The sequence below is a fragment of the Bizionia saleffrena genome, from assembly GCF_008086175.1.
Lineage (GTDB): Bacteria > Bacteroidota > Bacteroidia > Flavobacteriales > Flavobacteriaceae > Bizionia > Bizionia saleffrena.
On record NZ_VSKM01000001.1, the window covers coordinates 306891 to 325164 of the forward strand.

The 18274-nt window shown below is 32.9% G+C and carries 19 protein-coding genes and 1 pseudogene; 11 read left to right on the forward strand and 9 right to left on the reverse strand.

All coding sequences use genetic code 11. From position 1 onward, the window contains the following. The gene (locus tag ES676_RS01345) at positions 1-552 is read left to right on the forward strand and encodes a hypothetical protein (RefSeq protein ID WP_148368231.1); all 552 of its coding nucleotides are present in this window, start codon (positions 1-3) and stop codon (positions 550-552) included. A gap of 15 nt (positions 553-567) precedes the next feature. After that, entirely contained in the window at positions 568-927 is a 360-nt protein-coding gene (locus tag ES676_RS01350) for a hypothetical protein (RefSeq protein ID WP_148368232.1), read from the forward strand. 303 nt (positions 928-1230) lie between these two features. Here the strand turns inward: ES676_RS01350 and ES676_RS01355 are convergent, their stop codons facing one another. Next, positions 1231-1617: a DUF302 domain-containing protein gene (locus tag ES676_RS01355; protein ID WP_148368233.1), complete on the reverse strand. Its 387-nt coding sequence runs from the start codon at positions 1615-1617 to the stop codon at positions 1231-1233. A gap of 366 nt (positions 1618-1983) precedes the next feature. Between ES676_RS01355 and ES676_RS01360 the strand changes: the two genes are divergently transcribed. Together ES676_RS01360 and ES676_RS01365 are read left to right on the forward strand one after the other, a co-directional pair. Beyond that, complete coding sequence (locus tag ES676_RS01360; RefSeq protein ID WP_148368234.1) at positions 1984-2451, forward strand: Dps family protein; 468 nt, start codon at positions 1984-1986, stop codon at positions 2449-2451. 159 nt (positions 2452-2610) lie between these two features. Continuing rightward, a complete protein-coding gene (locus tag ES676_RS01365) occupies positions 2611-3033 on the forward strand; it encodes an OsmC family protein (protein ID WP_148368235.1) in 423 nt (140 codons plus the stop codon). A gap of 125 nt (positions 3034-3158) precedes the next feature. Here the strand turns inward: ES676_RS01365 and ES676_RS01370 are convergent. Beyond that, positions 3159-3550: pseudogene (locus ES676_RS01370) on the reverse strand (transposase); the annotation flags it as partial. Between the two features lie 377 nt (positions 3551-3927). Between ES676_RS01370 and ES676_RS01375 the strand changes: the two are divergent. From ES676_RS01375 to ES676_RS01405, 7 genes are all read left to right on the forward strand, one after another. Further along, a complete protein-coding gene (locus ES676_RS01375) occupies positions 3928-4695 on the forward strand; it encodes a hypothetical protein (protein WP_148368236.1) in 768 nt (255 codons plus the stop codon). A gap of 459 nt (positions 4696-5154) precedes the next feature. Further along, the gene (locus ES676_RS01380; protein ID WP_148368237.1) at positions 5155-5448 is read left to right on the forward strand and encodes a type II toxin-antitoxin system HigB family toxin; all 294 of its coding nucleotides are present in this window, start codon (positions 5155-5157) and stop codon (positions 5446-5448) included. 2 nt (positions 5449-5450) lie between these two features. Next, positions 5451-5807 (forward strand): helix-turn-helix domain-containing protein, encoded by a 357-nt coding sequence (locus ES676_RS01385; protein ID WP_148368238.1) that lies wholly within the window; start codon positions 5451-5453, stop codon positions 5805-5807. 922 nt (positions 5808-6729) lie between these two features. Continuing rightward, positions 6730-7182 carry a hypothetical protein gene (locus ES676_RS01390; RefSeq protein ID WP_148368239.1) on the forward strand — a complete coding sequence of 151 codons (453 nt, stop codon included), beginning with the start codon at positions 6730-6732 and terminating at the stop codon, positions 7180-7182. 563 nt (positions 7183-7745) lie between these two features. After that, a complete protein-coding gene (locus tag ES676_RS01395; RefSeq protein WP_148368240.1) occupies positions 7746-8198 on the forward strand; it encodes a hypothetical protein in 453 nt (150 codons plus the stop codon). 493 nt (positions 8199-8691) lie between these two features. Further along, the gene (locus ES676_RS01400; protein ID WP_148368241.1) at positions 8692-9297 is read left to right on the forward strand and encodes a hypothetical protein; all 606 of its coding nucleotides are present in this window, start codon (positions 8692-8694) and stop codon (positions 9295-9297) included. 490 nt (positions 9298-9787) lie between these two features. Continuing rightward, the gene (locus tag ES676_RS01405; RefSeq protein WP_148368242.1) at positions 9788-10210 is read left to right on the forward strand and encodes a hypothetical protein; all 423 of its coding nucleotides are present in this window, start codon (positions 9788-9790) and stop codon (positions 10208-10210) included. 928 nt (positions 10211-11138) lie between these two features. Here the strand turns inward: ES676_RS01405 and ES676_RS01410 are convergent. From ES676_RS01410 to ES676_RS01440, 7 genes are all read right to left on the reverse strand, one after another. Beyond that, on the reverse strand, positions 11139-11408 hold the full coding sequence (locus ES676_RS01410) for a hypothetical protein (RefSeq protein ID WP_148368243.1): 270 nt from the start codon (positions 11406-11408) through the stop codon (positions 11139-11141). A 138-nt stretch (positions 11409-11546) separates the two neighbouring features. Next, positions 11547-12401, reverse strand: a complete 855-nt coding sequence (locus ES676_RS01415; protein WP_148368244.1) for an SDR family oxidoreductase — start codon at positions 12399-12401, stop codon at positions 11547-11549. 234 nt (positions 12402-12635) lie between these two features. Further along, the gene (locus tag ES676_RS01420; RefSeq protein WP_246130271.1) at positions 12636-12866 is read right to left on the reverse strand and encodes a Rid family hydrolase; all 231 of its coding nucleotides are present in this window, start codon (positions 12864-12866) and stop codon (positions 12636-12638) included. Between the two features lie 257 nt (positions 12867-13123). Next, positions 13124-14056, reverse strand: a complete 933-nt coding sequence (locus ES676_RS01425) for a nuclear transport factor 2 family protein (RefSeq protein WP_148368245.1) — start codon at positions 14054-14056, stop codon at positions 13124-13126. Positions 14057-14121: 65 nt separating this feature from the next. Continuing rightward, positions 14122-16275 carry a prolyl oligopeptidase family serine peptidase gene (locus ES676_RS01430; protein WP_148368246.1) on the reverse strand — a complete coding sequence of 718 codons (2154 nt, stop codon included), beginning with the start codon at positions 16273-16275 and terminating at the stop codon, positions 14122-14124. Between the two features lie 264 nt (positions 16276-16539). Continuing rightward, positions 16540-16965 (reverse strand): nuclear transport factor 2 family protein, encoded by a 426-nt coding sequence (locus ES676_RS01435; protein WP_148368247.1) that lies wholly within the window; start codon positions 16963-16965, stop codon positions 16540-16542. Positions 16966-17565: 600 nt separating this feature from the next. Continuing rightward, positions 17566-18084 (reverse strand): nuclear transport factor 2-like protein, encoded by a 519-nt coding sequence (locus ES676_RS01440; RefSeq protein ID WP_148368248.1) that lies wholly within the window; start codon positions 18082-18084, stop codon positions 17566-17568. Positions 18085-18274: the final 190 nt, after the last annotated feature.

The following is an 18274-nucleotide window of genomic DNA, read 5'->3' on the forward strand; positions in this document are numbered from 1 at the left end:
ATGAATACAAATACATTTAGAGGTGTTTTAGACTACCTAACTTTAACAAAAAAAAGCACTACTATTAACTCTTGGTTGTTGGGTATAAATTCTGCAATTCTCTTATTTCTTATAAATAATTTATTACAACCTACAGATGTTTTTAAGTTATTAGTTACAAGTAACATATATTTTAAAATTGTCTATTTTATATTATTTATCTGGCTATCCTTAAATGTGATTGTTTTAATAATGTATTCATACAGAGAAAAAGTGTTATCCTTAACAATTGAAGATAAATATTATAGGTTAAAGTCATTTATCTCATATATGGATAATATTAAAAAAATTTCTGAAGAAGAATTACTAGACACCGATATGTTCAAGGTTTCTGAGCTCACAGTTAGTGAAAGTACAAGAGTTGTTTTAGATGAATATGTAGGTGAGATAATTCGTTATTCTCAGTCAATATTAAAATGGTCTAACAAAAGACTTTTAATTTATAAGTTTATAATACTTGCCTCAATCCCATTGCTAATCGCTTGTTTAATTGTAGCCTTTAGTTATTTGTAATACACAGTTAATTTTATGAAGAAAGTAGAAAAATATGATTTTGAATTAAACCTTGAGTTTGAAGGAGCTAAAAATCCATCAGAAGCATTTAGTCAATTATCTAGTTTTTACGATAAGCTATTAGCTTTTGACAAGCATATAGTATATAATATATCTGTTGACGCTAAAATGGAGTATGACTTAGTTGATATTCAATTTGAGTCTATCCTAACAAAAATAAAGCAAGTATTTGTAAATGTGCCGGATGATGTATTAAAAGATGTGCTAAATCCTACTGCTTGGATCGGTCATTTATTAGTCTATATTAAACATAGAACATTAAAAGCTGTAGAAAATAAGAAAAAAACATTTAATAGGTTGAAGAAAAGAAGATGAAAAAACAAAAATATAGAGTGTAAATCTTTTTTTGTTCAGAAATAAAAGGTCCGTAATGTTGAAACATTACGGACCTTTTTTTAAAAGCGATTTTTGTCAAGTAAAATTTTAATCGTGCAAACTTTTCTCGTTTTATACCGAAAATTTCAAAGCGCTAATATTTATCATTTTATGATGAAACAAACTAGCATAGATTTCAGCCTAAATAGCATAATAATCGTAAAAGTTATATACATCCAAATTTATAATGGTAGTGACCATACCCTTAATTTGAGTACGCTTTTGGCAGTAAAAACTACTTGCTTAAACTCTATGCACAACGTTCCTTAGTTTTTGGGTCACGTCTGTCGCTAATTGTTCTAATTTGTTGTTTTCAATAGCCATCATAGAGGCTTTAGGATTTACAGCTGCCACTTCAATCTTGCCTTCGCTTTTTTCTTGAACAATAACATTACAAGGCAGCATAGTGCCCACTTTATCCTCTGCCTGTAAAGCTTTGTGCGCATACTCTGGATTACAGGCTCCGAGAATACTATATTTTCTAAAATCAATATCCAGCTTGTTTTTTAAAGTGTTTTTGATGTCTATTTCAGTCAATACGCCAAATCCTTCTTTTTTAAGTTCGTCCTTTACTTTTAACACAACGTCTTCAAAAGTGCCCGTTACTGTTTTACTAATGTGATATTTCATAGTTATATATTTTAAAGTTTCCCATAATTGCAGAAATCGTTTGCTTGATTTCACTTGTAATATACCGCCTAATTTAAAGGATTAAAATGACTAAGGTCAGTCTATAAGTAGACGACTGAAATATTCTAAATTCTAAACTGATCCTAGGTATCACATTTTATTTGTATCATACTTATGTTTGAGCCAAATTGTGCTGTCAAGCTAAAAATTTTGTTACTTCAGAATATTATGAGATAAAATTATAATTTCAAACTTGAATGTGTTAAAGTCTAAATGCTAAAAAAATAAAAAACACCATTGTGACTGACCTGCGTCATTCCTAATTGTAAAAGTTGTGTCTATGTTTACTTCAAAATAAAAAAAAACATGGAAAATTTAGTAGGAATAGACAGAGAAAAAGCAGTAAAACTAGTTGTTAAACTAAATATGTTATTGGCAGATTACGAAGTGTTCTATCAAAACCTGAGAGGGCTGCATTGGAATATAAAAGGCAAGGAATTTTTTGAATTGCATAAGAAATTTGAAGAATTGTATAAAGATGCTTTTGAAAAAATAGATGAGATTGCGGAACGTATCCAAACACTTGAAGGGGTTCCATTACATACTTATACCGATTTTCTGGAAATGTCCGATATTAAAGAAGAAAAGAATATTATTAACGGGCCTAAAGGTATTGAAATTGTTGTGAGCAATTTCAGCATCTTGGTCAAAAAAGAACGTAGTATTCTTTCTCAGGCCGCCGATGCAGAAGATGAAGGCACCGTTAGCTTAATGAGCGAATACATTTCTGAAACAGAGAAAACGTTGTGGATGCTGAACTCTTACTTAACGTAATCTCTTGACATAGCTAATACCATTTTTACTATTAATTTAGTGAATAACCTCGTATGCAAGCCAACCTAAATATGTGTTTAAGGGAAGGTTTTAGGCTTGTATGCGAAGTTTTAAATATGAGTTAATTAAAAAAACAAAAACGGATAAAACAGATATAGTATGGCCGAAATTATAGCGAAGATTGGAAAAGAAAAATATGAAACCACCTTAACTGCCGGAAAGCATAAAATTATAGCCGATGAACCATTAACAGTCGGCAAAGATAAAGGACCAACACCCTATGATCTTTTATTGATGGCTTTGGGTAGTTGTGTAGCAATGACCCTTAGAATGTACGCCGATCGTAAAAAATGGGATTTGCAAGAGGTACAGGTGGTTCTAAATCAAAATAGAGCCCACGCAAAAGATTGTGGCGATTGTGAATCTAAGGAAGGCTTTGTGCATACTATAAAAAAAGAAATAAAATTGGTTGGCAATTTAGATGATACACAGCGTTTACGCTTAATCGAAATTTCGGATAGATGTCCTGTTAACAAAACACTTTTAGGAGAAATTAAGATTACAACAACCGAGTTGACTTAGAAGTCATTTAGACGTATTGTTTGGAACCGAGATATTAAGATGAAAAATGTGAAAATCGTAGGTAAAAGAAAAAGTCTGAAAGACTTCATAATATAAGATCTTACTAACCCTTCTTTTTAATATAATTTCCCAGCTTTCATAGATTTACACATCTTTTCAACTGGATATATATGAATATTATCTAAAATGAATTGATATCTTATAAGTCGCTCTTGGAGATTTGATATTAAGAGGAGAAAACATCGTTTTCGGGTTATTTGCTCTCCGCCTTTTTTAAGATGTCACGCTCCATTGTTACATTCTTTAATTCTTTCTTTAGCGCTTTGAGTTCTTGAGTTTCAAGAGATAATTCCTTCTTTTTTGAAAAATCTCCGGATTTCAACTTGTATTTGCGTTTCCAACGTCCAACGATACTCAGACTTAAACCTTAATCCTTACTAACTTGTTTTGTCTTAATGCCAGAATTTAATAGTTCTACTATCATAACTTTAAATTCATTATCATCCTTTTTTAACATAAATCAACTATAAGTTCATAACCTGATAAAAAACGTCACATTAAAGGTAGACACTTGTTTTATAGGGGGCAATACATTACCCTTTGCGACTTACTAATGCTTCTAGGCGTTACCCCAGCGCATAAGGGACTTGCACCCTCTAGATTAATTACTTACTTTGCTGTAAGTTAAAGATGCCCATACTGGCCACACACACAACGTATAAAAAAAATTGCTTGATCACTGCCGACTTACGTAACTCCTCACGGATTTTCTATTTGGTTTTCACTTGCTTACTTTAGTGCTTAACCACGCCAATAAACATACACAAGTACGTTATGCACAAACTAAAAACCGAACTTGACATTAAAATTGAATAACCAAAAAAGATAAATATTATGAAAAAAGCTACTTTACTATTAACACTTCTACTTATCTCAACTTTTGGATTTTCTCAAAATAAGGGAATCGCCGAAAGTCAAATGGTGCTTGATTCTAATTCAATTGACATAATAGTAAAAGACCAAGATAATAAACCAATACCAATCCCTGAAAAGGGTACTTTGATTGACCAAATGAATAAATTGGAACTTGAATATATGAATTTAAAAGCAAATGAAGTTCAGAATAGTTTTGCCAAACAAGATTTATCTAAACTGAAAACAAAAGAAGAGGTTTTTCAAATGTATATTGCTTACTTAGAAAAAAGTATACAATCTGATAGCAATGAAACACCTAAAACAAAAACTAAAGATCACGATCTATTAAAACATTTCCGGGTTCCAAGAGCTAAAATAAAAAACAATATAGATGAAGCATTTGTGAGAAGGTTTAGTTCTTTAAAAGAATTTCCAGAAAGTAATCGACCCTTAAGAAAAATTGGAAAAGACTCTTTGATTGACCAAGTGAATAACTCTGAATTTGAATATCTGAATTTAAAAGCAAATGACATTCAAAATAGTTTTGCCAAACAAGATTTATCTAAACTGAAAACAAAGGAGGAAATTTACAAAGCATATAGCGCTTACTTGAAAAAGAAAATTAAGGAAGAAAAAACAAAAATAAAGAAAGCGATTTATTATGGTTCAGCAAGAAGCAATAAGCAAACAATAAAGGCTAACGATCAAAATATTAACACTTCTAGGCCGAATAAAAAGGAACAATAAAGTCAGTGCATAATCGAATAAACGGGTGACCATCGAGTAATAGCCAGCGCGCCTCTCACACCACATACGTACGGGTCTTATATGCGGCGATAATAATCACTACATACCCTAAGAGCATCGCAAAATCTAACCATCTACCTCAAAACACCAACAAGTATTTACACCCAAAATAGATGCTTTTTCTTCTTTAAATAACAACTCCCCCACATTTACACCTTTTACAATAAAAAGGAATAAGTTATTTATATATTGGATGCGCTATTAGTTTATCGTATTTTATACTCATTGTGTACTTTTAGTAATTGTTATTAATAACTTTTTGAATAGAGAATTAACATCTATAAAACTCATAAAAAAATTGGTTTTATGCTCACATAACTGAGTTACCAACAAGCTAAAAAACGAATTAATTACCAAATTGGTATCTTTTTAATTATATTTGCTTCAAACAATTATACTGTGAGAGTAATCGCAAAACGAACTTTACGAGATTTTTGGAAAAAACACGCTGATTGTGAAGAACAATTAAAATCGTGGTATAGAGAAACAGAAAAATTCGAGTGGAATAATATTAACGAATTAAAAAGCGAGTATCCGAGTGCGAGTATTTTAAAGGAAAATAGAATTGTTTACAACATCAAGGGCATTAATTATCGTTTGATTGTAAAATTCAATTTTGAATATGGAATATGTTGGATAAGGTTTGTTGGAACTCACGCAGAATATGACAAAAGTGGCGCAAATAACATCTGATTATGAAAATATTACCAATTAGAAACGAAAACGATTATCAAAAAGCGATCAACAGACTTGAGGATATTTTTGATGCAAAAAAAGGAACGGAAGAAGGAGACGAATTGGAAATCCTATCAATATTGATCGATCGATATGAAAATGAACAATTCCCAATCGGAATGCCTGACCCAATTGAGGCAATTAAGTTCCGAATGGAACAATTGGGAATGAAACAAAAGGATTTAGCAGAAGTTGTCGGATTTAAAAGCAGAGTTAGTGAGATTTTGAATAAAAAGCGAAAACTGACATTAGATATGATTAGAAAACTAAATACTACACTTCATATTCCAACTGAAGTTTTAATTCAAGATTATTAATTAAAAAAAGCCAGTTGGCAATCGAGTAGACTACCAAGCATCGAAAAATTGCCAGTACGCCTCTCACACCGCCGCAAAGACGAGTCTTGTAGATACCAATTTGGTATAGACCATATACTGCGGTTCAATAATCGCAAGTTCTAAAAACATCGCGTATCTATAGAAAATGTAGCGTCATAGTTAAACATTTGCGACAGATATTAAGGTGTTCGCCCGTAACTACAATGAGTTCCACAGTGCATAGCAATAAACAACAGTGCCCTAAGCAACCAGCTTTCTCATAAAACCACCTTTTAGTGCAAAGGCTTCCATAATCCCTAACCAAAACTACTGGGGTGAGACGTCCTCACGCCCTAACATAGAAACATTCTACATTCTAAAAAAGAGATAAAGTACCGGTAATTTGCTTCTTTGAACCACAAGAATACCACGGCAAGAAATAGTCGTTTCATAGCAAAATAAATGATGTTAAGGCGATGTCGCTATCGGCCAATTTGCGCAATGATTGATGATGTACTAACCGTTACAAAATTAACTAAAGTTCGGACTCTCTTATTTGCCAAAGGCCACCATAAAAAAAATATAAGGCATCTTATCTTATTGAAATCCTCTTTTTTTTAGAAGAAAGTTATGGCGCACTCTCACGCTCCAAGATGAGAATTGCTATCCCTAATCTCCTTAACCTCAATTAATTTGAACAATCAGCCTTACATAGGCACGAGCAAAACTTTAGTGCCTAGATACAAGCATTCTATTAAAGATACGTTCTAACGACTATCTATTCGGATTTTATTTTATAGATTACAGATTAAACCACCCTAATACGGGGAAAAGAATAATTATGCTTCGAATTATAAGTTAACGTCTTAGACTTCATTTAATTAATTGTTAAAGTTATACACCGGTAATTGAACGCAACACTATGGAGAAATTTGGAGCTTATAAAATAATACCCCATAAGGAACTTATTATAGAATATTACGCTGGTGTAATAACTGTTAAGGACCTAATCTTGTTTAAAAAGAGGATACGCCAAGACCCAAATTATAATCTCTACTGGAACACACTCCTGGATTTAAGGGATAGTAAAGTAAGCATTAAATCTAGTGAAATACCACAAGTGATCGATTTTATGAAAATTGGTTACAATGAAGCGCTTACAAGAAATACAATGTTCTTGTCCTCTAGATCCAATGAAATTGCCCTTGCAGAGTTATACTCTTTATTAGTAAAAGGTTCTAGTTTAAATTTTAATATATATAATGTTTCCTCAATCGAAGCTGTCGTTTTAAATTTTTGTGAAAACATAATAGATAAGCAAGAATTAGTTACAATTATTAATGATCTAAAAACAAATACTAATAACATATACTAACTAGTAACACAAGCGGCGACTACACCATTATCAATAGTATAAACCAAAGAGGCCAGTGCTCTACGACCAATAAACTAATTGATGTTTTCTACTTAAAATAAAAGTTTATATCTCCTCTACATTATATTCAACACGACACAATTTACGCGAATAAGTAAGGTATAGATAGATGGCAACCAGAGCCACAGTCGTCACAATTAAAAGTAAGTGTATAACACGTCTTCTCTTTTAATTTCAATTACGATAACAATTACGATTTTTTACAACAAACTATAATAAAAAGATCTTATATTTAGTGGGCTATTAATTTAGTCTCTTCCATATCCCGTTGCGTGATATTGCCAGTTATAATTAATAGTTTTTCTGAATATAGACACAGCGTAACTACCACCGGTTAAGGTAATGAAGTGTTGGTTTTATACCTAAAAAACTAAGTTCTACGCAAGCAAAAAAAATCAATATGTTTAAAATAACCACTACATATTATATTACAAATAAGTTAACGTCTTAGACTTTATTTAATTAATTATTAAAGTTATACACCGGTAATTGAACGCAACACTATGGATAAATTTGGAGCTTATAAAATAATACCCCATAAGGAACTTATTATAGAATATTACGCTGGTGTAATAACTGTTAAGGACATAATCTTGTTTAAAAAGAGTATTCGCCAAGACCCAAATTATAATCTCTACTGGAACACACTCCTGGATTTAAGGGATAGTAAAGTAAGCATTAAATCTAGTGAAATACCACAAGTGATTGATTTTATGAAAATTGGTTACAATATAGCGCTTACAAGAAATACAATGTTCTTGTCCTCTAGCCCCAATGAAGTTGCCCTTGCAGAGTTATACTCTCTATTAGTAAAAGGTTCTAGTTTAAATTTTAATATATACACTGTTTCCTCCATTGATGCTGTCATTTTAAATTTTTGTGAAAATGTAATAGATAAGCAAGAATTAGTTACAATTATTAATGATCTAAAAACAAATACTAATAACATATACTAACTAGTAACACAAGCGGCGACTACACCATTATTAATAGTATTAACCAAAGAGACCAGTGCTCTGCGACCAATAAACTAATTGAGGTTTCTACTTAAAAGAAAAGTTTACATCTCCTCAACATTATAGTCAACAACACGACACAAATTACGCGAATAATTAAGGTATAGATAGGTGGCAACCAGAGCCACAGTCTTCACAATTAAAAGTAAGTGTATAACACGTCTTCTCTTTTAATTTCAATTACGATAACAATTACGATTTTTTACAACAAACTATAATAAAAAGATCTTATATTTAGTGGGCTATTAATTTAGTCTCTTCCATATCCCGTTGCGTGATATTGCCAGTTATAATTAATAGTTTTTTTGAATATAGACACAGCGTAACTAACACCGGTTAAGGTAATGAAGTGTTGGTTTTACACCTATATAATTAAGTTCTACGCAAGCTAAAAAAAATCAATAAGTTTAAAATAACCACTAAATATTATATTATGAAACACCTAATTGTAATTACTTTATTATTTGCATTTACTGAAATGATGGGACAAGTAGGGATTAATACACTAAATCCAGAAGAAACATTTGACGTAAATGGGACCAGCAAATTTAGAACGACAGACCAAGCAGAAATAACAACTACTAAAATAGGTGGCCTGGATGACAACGGAGTTTTTCGCGAAATTACTATCGGCACAAACTTAAAGCTGCAAAGTAATACTCTGAGTTCTTATGGTAACCCTAGATACTCTTTTGGAGAAATCACTTTAGACTATAATAGTAGTAACGGTAAATTTGATAATGTAGATTTACTCATTGGGTCTGGCGAGAGTAACGAAGACAAAAATATTATTAAGATTAAAGTGACTGATACCGACGGAGATTCGGAATTTACTGGCATTAAAGCAGGAGCGAATGGGCAACACATTTGGTTATATCCACTACACGACAAGTTAAAACTTAAAAAAAATGATGAAGGCTCATTAGGTCCAAATCAAATAGAAGCTAATATTAAAACAGACCTTGAGCAATATGACATGATAGAGTTGTTGTATGATGGAACGAGAGAAAAATGGATTATTATGGAACATAAAAAATAAAAAAAGAAGATTTAAAACAAGTCGAATCTCAACAATTTATAAATACAATAACACCTGTTGCGTTTTGATGTGATTGGGAAAATAATACGTGCTAAACGCGATTATTGTAAACGATAACAGGTCTCATAATAAATACTGCCAAAGGTGTCCTCGTTCTGTGCTCGAATATTCACGCCCCGCCTGCACTACATTATTCTAATTTAGGAACTGAGTAGGCAATAACATATTTATGCTTTTTTGCACTACAACAGCATAAGTTCTTTCTATATTGTTTGCGCTATCAATTAATAATATTTTATACTTTTAATGAGTATTTAGCAGTTGTTAATGATCGCATTTTTAACTATAGAATAAACACGTAAATAGTCTATAAAGAAATTAAAGGGGTGTTTATACGACTAACTTTTAAGCCTTTATGAAAAAAACATTAATAATAGTACTAATCTTGAATTTTATTTCTTGTTCAACTTCTAAAGTAGACAGTACGGAAATGATATATAAAACTAGTTTTAAAGATTTAAAAATTGTTAAAACATCTAAAGTTATTAATTCAGATACGATTAATTTTAACGAATTACGATTCTACAAAATTGACTCTGCTTCTGATACAATGAAATCAATGTACCTTGATTTTGGAATATGGAACAGCCAAGCTAAAGGATTACATCTAGAAAATATGAATCGTAAAGTATGGGAAAACATAAAACTTTTAAAAAATGATGAAGTTTTTACAATTATAGCGGACGGAACAGAAACTATAAATGATTATTATGCGTGCTTAATTGTTTTTGATTCTAAAGGAAAAGATTGTTTTGAGGAATACCATCCTTTAAAGGATAAAATAATCAATTTGTTTAACCAAAGAATACAAGTAAATAGGAAAAAGACACTAAATCATAGCCTTTTAAGATAAACAATTACGCCCAATCGAGCAGGCGACGACCAACCGACTGATTTACAGAACGCCTTAACACCACTATACATGCGGAGCTCCCCGTAACACGTTCGCGACAGGCTGTAAACGGCGGTTTAATAGTCATCTCTACAACAATATTAATCGCAAGTCCCAAAAACATTACGTAGCTATAAAAAATGCCGTGTATGGTTAAACTTTTGCGGCAGGTAATAGACGAAAACTAACAAATAATACCACATATTTTAAAACCCCAACAAGGCTATAAAAACAAAAGATATACTTTCTCCAATTTAAATAACCACTACCCATATTCACGATTTTTTTACACTAAAACAGAATAAGTTATTTCTATATTGCGTGCGCTATTAATTGATCGCTTATATAGTAAATATAAAATTTTATAGTAAATACAATCCCAAAAACGACTCAACGCCTACAAAAACAACAAAGGCCTCTCCGCAAGACCTTATCGACGAAGATTGCTATTCAATTGAGGTCTCTATTAGCTAATGTAATTAGCACCAAAAGCTTCTAAAATCTAGGATTTTAAAAGCTTCTTAATTTTAGGTATATCGTTAAAATTGTTTATTAATGTCTTTTAATTATTACTATTAATTAAAAATAGGCACTTAAAGGATGCCTAAATTAATCCTAGTCGACAATTCAAAATCACGGCCAAAAAGATTAGAATTTTAAATACTCTACAGAGGTCTAAATAAATAAATAAGGACTCTGAGTAACTCTAAAAATTCCAACTTAAGTTTACACGTATCGTAGGCGAAGCGCTCTAGTAGAAAATAATTATAAATTGGACGAATAGCCTATTTTGTACTAGTAAAAATTTTAGCTTTACGAAAGTCACACACAACTTTTAATCCTGATTTGTAAAAGCCTACAATTCTGTGCATTCTCTTAAAACATCATCTTAAATCTCCACTTCCATTGATAGAGTAATTGGCTCCAATACGGTATGTTTCTTTTTTAGATCGTTGGTAAATGGATCTTTTAAAATAGCTCCAAACTTATCCATATCGGTAACTTCTATAATTACTACCACAGAATTGGGGTCGTTAGCATCTTGGAATGTTTTTAGACTAGACATTACTGGACCAAATATATCCAGTCTATCTTGATGGCCCTTTAACCAAGTGGCAAAATCCCCTACTTTGTGTCTCGCTATAATTGTTTTTTTCATGATTTCTTATGTTTAAATAATTTCGCCTACTCTAACCGGTTTTCGGCTTATCCGTAATTTTTTTAATAGCTTAAGTATTCGTCGTGTATACGCTCTGTTACCTTTAACTTTTATTGTATGCGATTACTAAAAAATTACTTATCTAGCATCTAATCCAAATGTATTTTGAACAGCTTCATACCAATCGTCGTCGTTGGCAGCATTCCAATCCACCCATTCTTCATCACTCATTGAAGCTCGCCAATCTATAAAAGGCTGTGCATCTGGCCCAATAGGATGTCTTAATTTCCAAGTATTACTTTCTGCGATTTCTAAAATCTTGTTCGCTACTAAACTTGGTGGTGTTGGCGTTTTAAGAGATGCTAAGAACAACCCTCCAAACCTTTTGGAATGCGGATAAATGGATTCTTTATCTACGCTAATAGCCTTGGCCATTTGTGTATTGATAATTCCAGGTTCCACGATTGCGATTCTAATATTAAAAGGTTTCACCTCTTGAGCAAGAGCCTCACTGACAGCTTCGAGGGCAAACTTACTTGCCGCATAAGCCCCCAACGGGCTACTCGAAATATGTCCTGCAACAGAGGCAACGTTAATAATGCAACCCTTGCGATCTTTTCTCATTTGAGGTAACAATGCTTTTATGCAGCGAAGCACTCCAAAATAATTAGTTTCCATAATGGCTTTAAAATTTTCCAAAGCCAATTCTTCAATAGAACCATGGCGCTCGATACCAGCATTATTGACCAAAACATCAATCTCACCCTGCTTTTTGATAATAGTGTTAATACAATCCTTAACCGAAGCATCAGAATCCACATCCATTTCACAAATAATGATGTCAAGAGATTCCTTTTTTATTTTTTGTCTAAAATCGTTAGCCATTGCGGGATTTCGCATAGTAGCAAAGACCTTATGTCCTGCACGACCAAATGCCAAAGCCGTTTCAAGACCAATCCCTTTACTCGTTCCTGTAATTAGTGCGGTTTTCATAGTATTCTGTTTTTAGTTATTGGTTCTTACCCATGTATTTCTTTAAAGAGTTCATTTTTATGTTATGTAATAGCATTCGCAAATTAGCTGCCACAAGCAATGCAATAATTGTGTTAAGCAAAATAGAATTTGCTTCGCTCATTTATTGAAATCATTGAAAGAGTAATCAAATCCATTACCAGTTTCTATGAGCATATTAAACGTTAAACATTAAATTGCTATTATCTGTCGGTTTTATGCGCGTCTACACTCGATCTCAATTAAAAATTCTGGTATAGCCAATTCTTTAACACCAATACAAGAACCTGTAGGAATTGTTTTTTTTTTATAGATTTCTGCTCTATATCCAACAAGGTCTAAGAACTTAGGCATATCTGTGGTGGATACCTTCTCTACTATCACATCATTGAACATGCAACCGCAATGGGATAGGACTTTTTCTAAATCTGAATAACAGTTTTTCATTTGTTGTTCAAAATCGCCAATTGCGGTGAGTTGTCTTCATTATTCATACTAACTGCGCCAGAGATTTGGATAGCCATAGACTTTTTCAACTTCCGGACTCAGTAGAAAGTCTTCTGTTTTTTTTGTTTGTTTATATTAATACAGCCCGACCTCTCCTTCTACAAAACCTAATATTTCCTTACAGTTAAATCCAATTTCATTTTTTTTTGTGTTCGTAATTTCTGTTTGAAAAGCTTATATTAATCACGCTTTAATAATTAATCCAATAGTTTCGCGTTGTAATAAGCTGTTTCAGAAATTACTGATCCTTCTTCATTGAAATAGTGGATATAATGAATAGGTAAAATAATTTCTTTTTTGTCTGATTTGCGGATAAGGTTTATGTTCCACCAGGATTGAACAACACGGGCATCTCCCATTTCGTAATGCAAATAATCTGGATAGCCCATCATATCAACACTTATAATTTCATATTTATCAAAAACTTGTTGGTCAATTTTCTTTTGTTCTGTTAATGTAATAGTCTCATAGGTTGGTGAGCTTGAATCTACGAATCTTGCTTCTTCGTCATAAAAACGATATGCCTTATCAAAATCTTTCTTCTCAAAAGCATACATCATTTTACGTATTGTGTTTATATTATCATGATGATTATAGATCGTACCGTTAGTTCGGTCTGCAAAACTGGATTGTATTTCAAGAAGAACAGCATCGTTACCATAACCAATAATCATATTAATTTTATGGTCTTTGGTTAGTTTGTACAACCTATGTGCGGCCGCATCGATTTTTACACCAGTGTTTTTTTGCACGCCCTTTAATACATCCCAAGTCTGTACCCAAACTTCTTTATTGGGGTTGTCTTTATTGTATTCAATGGCATCTGGATAAGCGCCAGGATAGGCTTCAATGGCATAATAATCTAGCTGATTGAAATAAACCATCTGGTTTTTAATAAATGCTTCTTTGCCCCTTCCCATATCATTTGTTGCATTGGAAGTTCCGTTGTAAGCTTTAAAATCGTCTGTTAAATAGCTCGCCATTTTAGATTTGTCTCCAGCAAGAGACGCTTTTACAAATTCGTGTACAACATCTATTGCAGGATGTTCAATATAAACGGTACCGTTCTTTTTTTGTGCGTAGCTGATGAATGTACATAGCATCATTACTACAATTACTACTTTTTTCATTGTGTTTAAGTATTGTGTTCGTTATTTCCGAACTGGTTAGTATTGCATTATTACACCGATTGATTTTAACCTTTCGGTTGAAAATCTGGATGCCCACTTTGCCACATTGCAAACGCTAACTGATCTGCAAAGTTTGCCCATGTTACTTCTCTGTCTTCGGTGAAGTGTCCATTGTCATAGTTTACTTTCATCAGTACAGGTTTGTCCGATGCACTTGCATTTTGCACAGCTGCTGCAAATTTACCGGGTTGCCAAGCCGCTACTCTTGGATCTGTCCATCCGGCGATGCAAATAACGGCGGGGTATTCCACCCCCTCTTTAACATGTTGCATGCCGTCCATTTCATAAAGTGCTTTGCTTTCTATATTGTCGTTTACGGTTCCAAATTCAGGAATATTAACAGGTCCATTAGATGAAAATTCAAGGCGCATTGCATTGGCACATCCTACATTACAAATTGCAGCAGCAAATAAATCTGGTCTTTCGGTGATTGCTCTAGATATTAATATACCGCCTGCACTTGTACCCATTCCAGATAATTTTGAAGATTGTGTAAACCCTTGGTCAATTAAATATTCTGCACAACTGATGAAGTCTTTCCAGGTATTTGGCTTTGTCGTTTTAAAACCTGCTTTGTACCAGGCTTCACCTTTTTCACTCCCGCCACGGACGTGAGGAACGGCAATGACCACATTTTTCACCGCTAAAGAAGCGTATCTATCACTAAAATAAGGAGTCATGCTGTACCCATAAGCTCCGTAACTATCCATAAAGCACACATTAGACCCCTCTTTTTTTGTTCCTTTTTTATAGATAATAGATAGCGGAATCATTACACCATCGTGCCCTTTTACTTCTACTTCTTCAACAACTAAATCATTATATTCTGCTGGATAGACCGACGGTTTATTAAAAGGGCTTGCCTTAAACTTTTCTGTTTCGGCATTAAATAAAAATTCTGTGAACGGTTTGTTCCAAGAGGTTACTCCCACTAAGTACTCATTACTTTTACTGTCTAGGGATCTAAAATAAACCGTTCCAATAAATGGTAATTCTACTTTACTAGTCGTATTATTTTTAGGATTATATTTATAAAGATGTGAATTTATACCATCGCTATAACGCAACAAAAAATAATCTTTACACCGAATTGAAGATTTCAGAATCATAGTTTTTTCAGGAACGACAACAGTAGCATTATCCCAATTTGGATTTTTTAAATCTGTTGAAACTAGTTTGTAATTATCTGCATCTTTGTAGGTTATAGCATAGATTTTATCATCAAAAACATCTAATCCGCCAACTAGTTTATCTGTTGTTTTACTAAGGGTTTTCCATGCTATTTCTCCTGAATCAAATTGACTAATAGGCGCATAAAATAATGTCATTTCATTCTGTACCGTACCTTCTCCTGCAAAAACGTAGTCCTTTGCATGTTTTGATAAATAAACATAGGGGTATGATTTGGATTCAATATTTAAATTAGGATACGTTTCGTTGCTAAAAAAATCACTATCTGTATCGCTATCTGTACCCAAGGTATGCAGTTTCGTTTTAGGATTTAATCGTCCTTCTGGATCATTATTATCTGCAGATTTAATCCACATATACATAAAGGCAGAATTATCAAAAGTCCAACCCATTGCTCCGGCTGTGGCAGGAATGAGATCTGGCAAAAACTTTTTAGTATCTACGTCCATTACTTGAATGGTGGATACTTCTGCTCCATTTTCAGAATAAGAAATTATTAGCTTTTTGCCGTCATAGCTTGGTATAGCATCTCCAACAGATAATGTTTTACCGTCTATAAATGTTAATGGATCAAAAAGTAAAATTTCCGGACTGTCCATATTTTCGCGGTAATACACCTTACTCACTTTCTCGCCTGGCATTCTTTTCTGGAAAAATATTCTCCCCCCCTCCTTTGTCATATTACCATAGCTAGCAGGTTGGAGTTTATCTAATTTTCGCCATTCGGCTATGAGCTCGTCCCTTCCCGAGATTGTGTTCATCGTGGCATCAGTAAGATCAGCTTGCTGTTTAAACCATGATGCCACCTCTGGATTTTTCATGTCTTCCAGCCAGCGATAATTATCATTGTAAGTTACACCAAAATAGGTGTCACTTACTTTTATTTTTTTTGTAGTTGGGTAATTCCATTGTGCAAAGACTGTGGTACCAAAAAGTACAACCATTGCAAAAACTAATATATTTCTCATTTTAATCGATTTTACACGCCTACTCTAAATCGGTTTTCGGCTTTGCCCGTATTATCCATAACGACGTAATTTGTTTTCCATAGTAGTATTTTGAAAGGGCTTTTCTTCGTTATAAGCAACTAATGCTTGTAAATTAATGACGTCTGGCCGCGTGTTTAATTCGCTGTTTTAAAAAAAATAAATGTGCCCATCTGTCAACTCTGGTGCCAAATATTTTCCTGCGCCATCATCACTACCAATTGCTTTTACTGTAATTTTTGTTTCTTATGATATCAACTCCTCAGCATCTGCCAACTTCTTAGTATCTACATATTGTTGAAATGCTGTGATTTTGCCATTGTTAAAAGTATAAAAGTGTGCCGCCTGCGCATTAACTTCCCTACCTGTTGCCTTTACTTTTAAATGATAGCGCAGTGTAGCAAGCACTTTGTTATTACTCATTTCGTGTAGTTCAATATTCTGCAAAGTGAAAGATTCATACAAGTCGCCTATACGAGCAAAAACTCCTTTTAAAACGGCGTCTGGCCCTATGTAGGGATTGCCATCTGCTAAAGAATTACTTTCGGCTTCGTTCCATATAATTTTTGAATCCATAATTGCTAAAACGGCTGAAATATCGCCAATAGCAAAGGCTTTATAAAGGTTTTCAATGCTTTTTGTGTTCTTGTTTAATGTTGTTGATGTATTCATTTTGGTTAGTTTTAATTACTGATTTATACCGCGTTTTATTTTTACTTTTAATGATGTTCTTATCATTTTTAAACATAGATAAGATTTCTAAAGTCTGATCCACTTCCTTTTTTTGTACGCCACAATTCCTTAATGTTTTTATCATACCCCTGCGTTTATTTATGTTTCCAAAAAGCAACGTTCATAAATCTGATAGCGTAAACTTCATCTTTATGTTTAATTATTAATAGATGATACACCCACTTGATATCCCTTCCTTATAAAACAAGCGTTATAATATTTTTCGCCCTTTGCTTTAATGGTTTCTTATAGATTAATTTTTGTGTACTAATGCCTGTAAACAGTTCTTTTTTAAATGTTCCCTCTAAACTTTAGATTAGAAAAAGACTTTAAATCTTATAAAAATATATCGCGGTTAAATAGTTAGCTTTCGACATATCATTTTAAGAATCACAGTCTAAAACACTATCTCTTTTATTGTGAGTGAAGTCAGCATCTTATAACATTGTATTCTAAAACAGTTTTAACCTTCATAAATAGAAATTGTATGCACCCATAGTATATCAAAACTAAAACGGGGTCGTACTTGAGTTTAGTTGGTTAATTTTTCTTAGCCGTTAACTCGTAACCCATTGCTGTGTTAATAGCCATTCTATCATAGTATATCACCGATCTGCTAATCTTTTCGTTTTCTACAAGAGCAGTTAATTGATAAGGTAAATTCATCACAATATTATTTTCTGTGAAAGTATACGTGCCCCAAACAGATAGCCAATCGCCTTTTAAGTCGCCATCAATCACTCTAAAGGCCTGACTCACGTAGTCATTTTTTTGGTTGGTACGTGTTTGGTGATATTCCTTCCAAGCTTCAAGTAGCTCAGTCTTAGTTTCGCTTTCCTGGTAGCTAGGCCCTTCGCCCTGAAAATTATCTGCGAGTAAGCTCGTAACTTTAGTCATTTTGTTATTGATTAGTGCCTCCAAATAATCGGCCACTACTTTTAGGTCGACTTCAGCAGTAGGATTTTCTGTAACCGTCTCTTTATAACTCTTGTCTTGGGCGAAGGTAATTTGCCCAATAATTAGAAGAAATACAATGACACTTGTTTTTAAAGTTTTCATAGTGGTCTGTTTTAAAAATTAATAGCTTTTCAATGTTATAATTTAACACACACTAAACTAATGCTCTCATAATCAATTATCAATCACATATTAATGTGATATTGAATACTAACTTTTTGTATCTTTAAGCTAGCTATTAATTATAACCGTTATTTCTAAATTCTTTAAAATACTGCCCGTTTTTGTACTA

What these genes read in the sequence shown, in the direction of transcription:
- ES676_RS01345 (WP_148368231.1), top strand. Translation starts at nt 1, where the DNA reads ATGAATACAAATACATTTAGAGGTGTTTTAGACTACCTAACTTTAACA.
- ES676_RS01350 (WP_148368232.1), top strand. Translation starts at nt 568, where the DNA reads ATGAAGAAAGTAGAAAAATATGATTTTGAATTAAACCTTGAGTTTGAA.
- ES676_RS01355 (WP_148368233.1), bottom strand. Translation starts at nt 1,617, where the DNA reads ATGAAATATCACATTAGTAAAACAGTAACGGGCACTTTTGAAGACGTT.
- ES676_RS01360 (WP_148368234.1), top strand. Translation starts at nt 1,984, where the DNA reads ATGGAAAATTTAGTAGGAATAGACAGAGAAAAAGCAGTAAAACTAGTT.
- ES676_RS01365 (WP_148368235.1), top strand. Translation starts at nt 2,611, where the DNA reads ATGGCCGAAATTATAGCGAAGATTGGAAAAGAAAAATATGAAACCACC.
- ES676_RS01375 (WP_148368236.1), top strand. Translation starts at nt 3,928, where the DNA reads ATGAAAAAAGCTACTTTACTATTAACACTTCTACTTATCTCAACTTTT.
- ES676_RS01385 (WP_148368238.1), top strand. Translation starts at nt 5,451, where the DNA reads ATGAAAATATTACCAATTAGAAACGAAAACGATTATCAAAAAGCGATC.
- ES676_RS01390 (WP_148368239.1), top strand. Translation starts at nt 6,730, where the DNA reads ATGGAGAAATTTGGAGCTTATAAAATAATACCCCATAAGGAACTTATT.
- ES676_RS01395 (WP_148368240.1), top strand. Translation starts at nt 7,746, where the DNA reads ATGGATAAATTTGGAGCTTATAAAATAATACCCCATAAGGAACTTATT.
- ES676_RS01400 (WP_148368241.1), top strand. Translation starts at nt 8,692, where the DNA reads ATGAAACACCTAATTGTAATTACTTTATTATTTGCATTTACTGAAATG.
- ES676_RS01405 (WP_148368242.1), top strand. Translation starts at nt 9,788, where the DNA reads ATGATATATAAAACTAGTTTTAAAGATTTAAAAATTGTTAAAACATCT.
- ES676_RS01410 (WP_148368243.1), bottom strand. Translation starts at nt 11,408, where the DNA reads ATGAAAAAAACAATTATAGCGAGACACAAAGTAGGGGATTTTGCCACT.
- ES676_RS01415 (WP_148368244.1), bottom strand. Translation starts at nt 12,401, where the DNA reads ATGAAAACCGCACTAATTACAGGAACGAGTAAAGGGATTGGTCTTGAA.
- ES676_RS01420 (WP_246130271.1), bottom strand. Translation starts at nt 12,866, where the DNA reads ATGAAAAACTGTTATTCAGATTTAGAAAAAGTCCTATCCCATTGCGGT.
- ES676_RS01425 (WP_148368245.1), bottom strand. Translation starts at nt 14,056, where the DNA reads ATGAAAAAAGTAGTAATTGTAGTAATGATGCTATGTACATTCATCAGC.
- ES676_RS01430 (WP_148368246.1), bottom strand. Translation starts at nt 16,275, where the DNA reads ATGAGAAATATATTAGTTTTTGCAATGGTTGTACTTTTTGGTACCACA.
- ES676_RS01435 (WP_148368247.1), bottom strand. Translation starts at nt 16,965, where the DNA reads ATGAATACATCAACAACATTAAACAAGAACACAAAAAGCATTGAAAAC.
- ES676_RS01440 (WP_148368248.1), bottom strand. Translation starts at nt 18,084, where the DNA reads ATGAAAACTTTAAAAACAAGTGTCATTGTATTTCTTCTAATTATTGGG.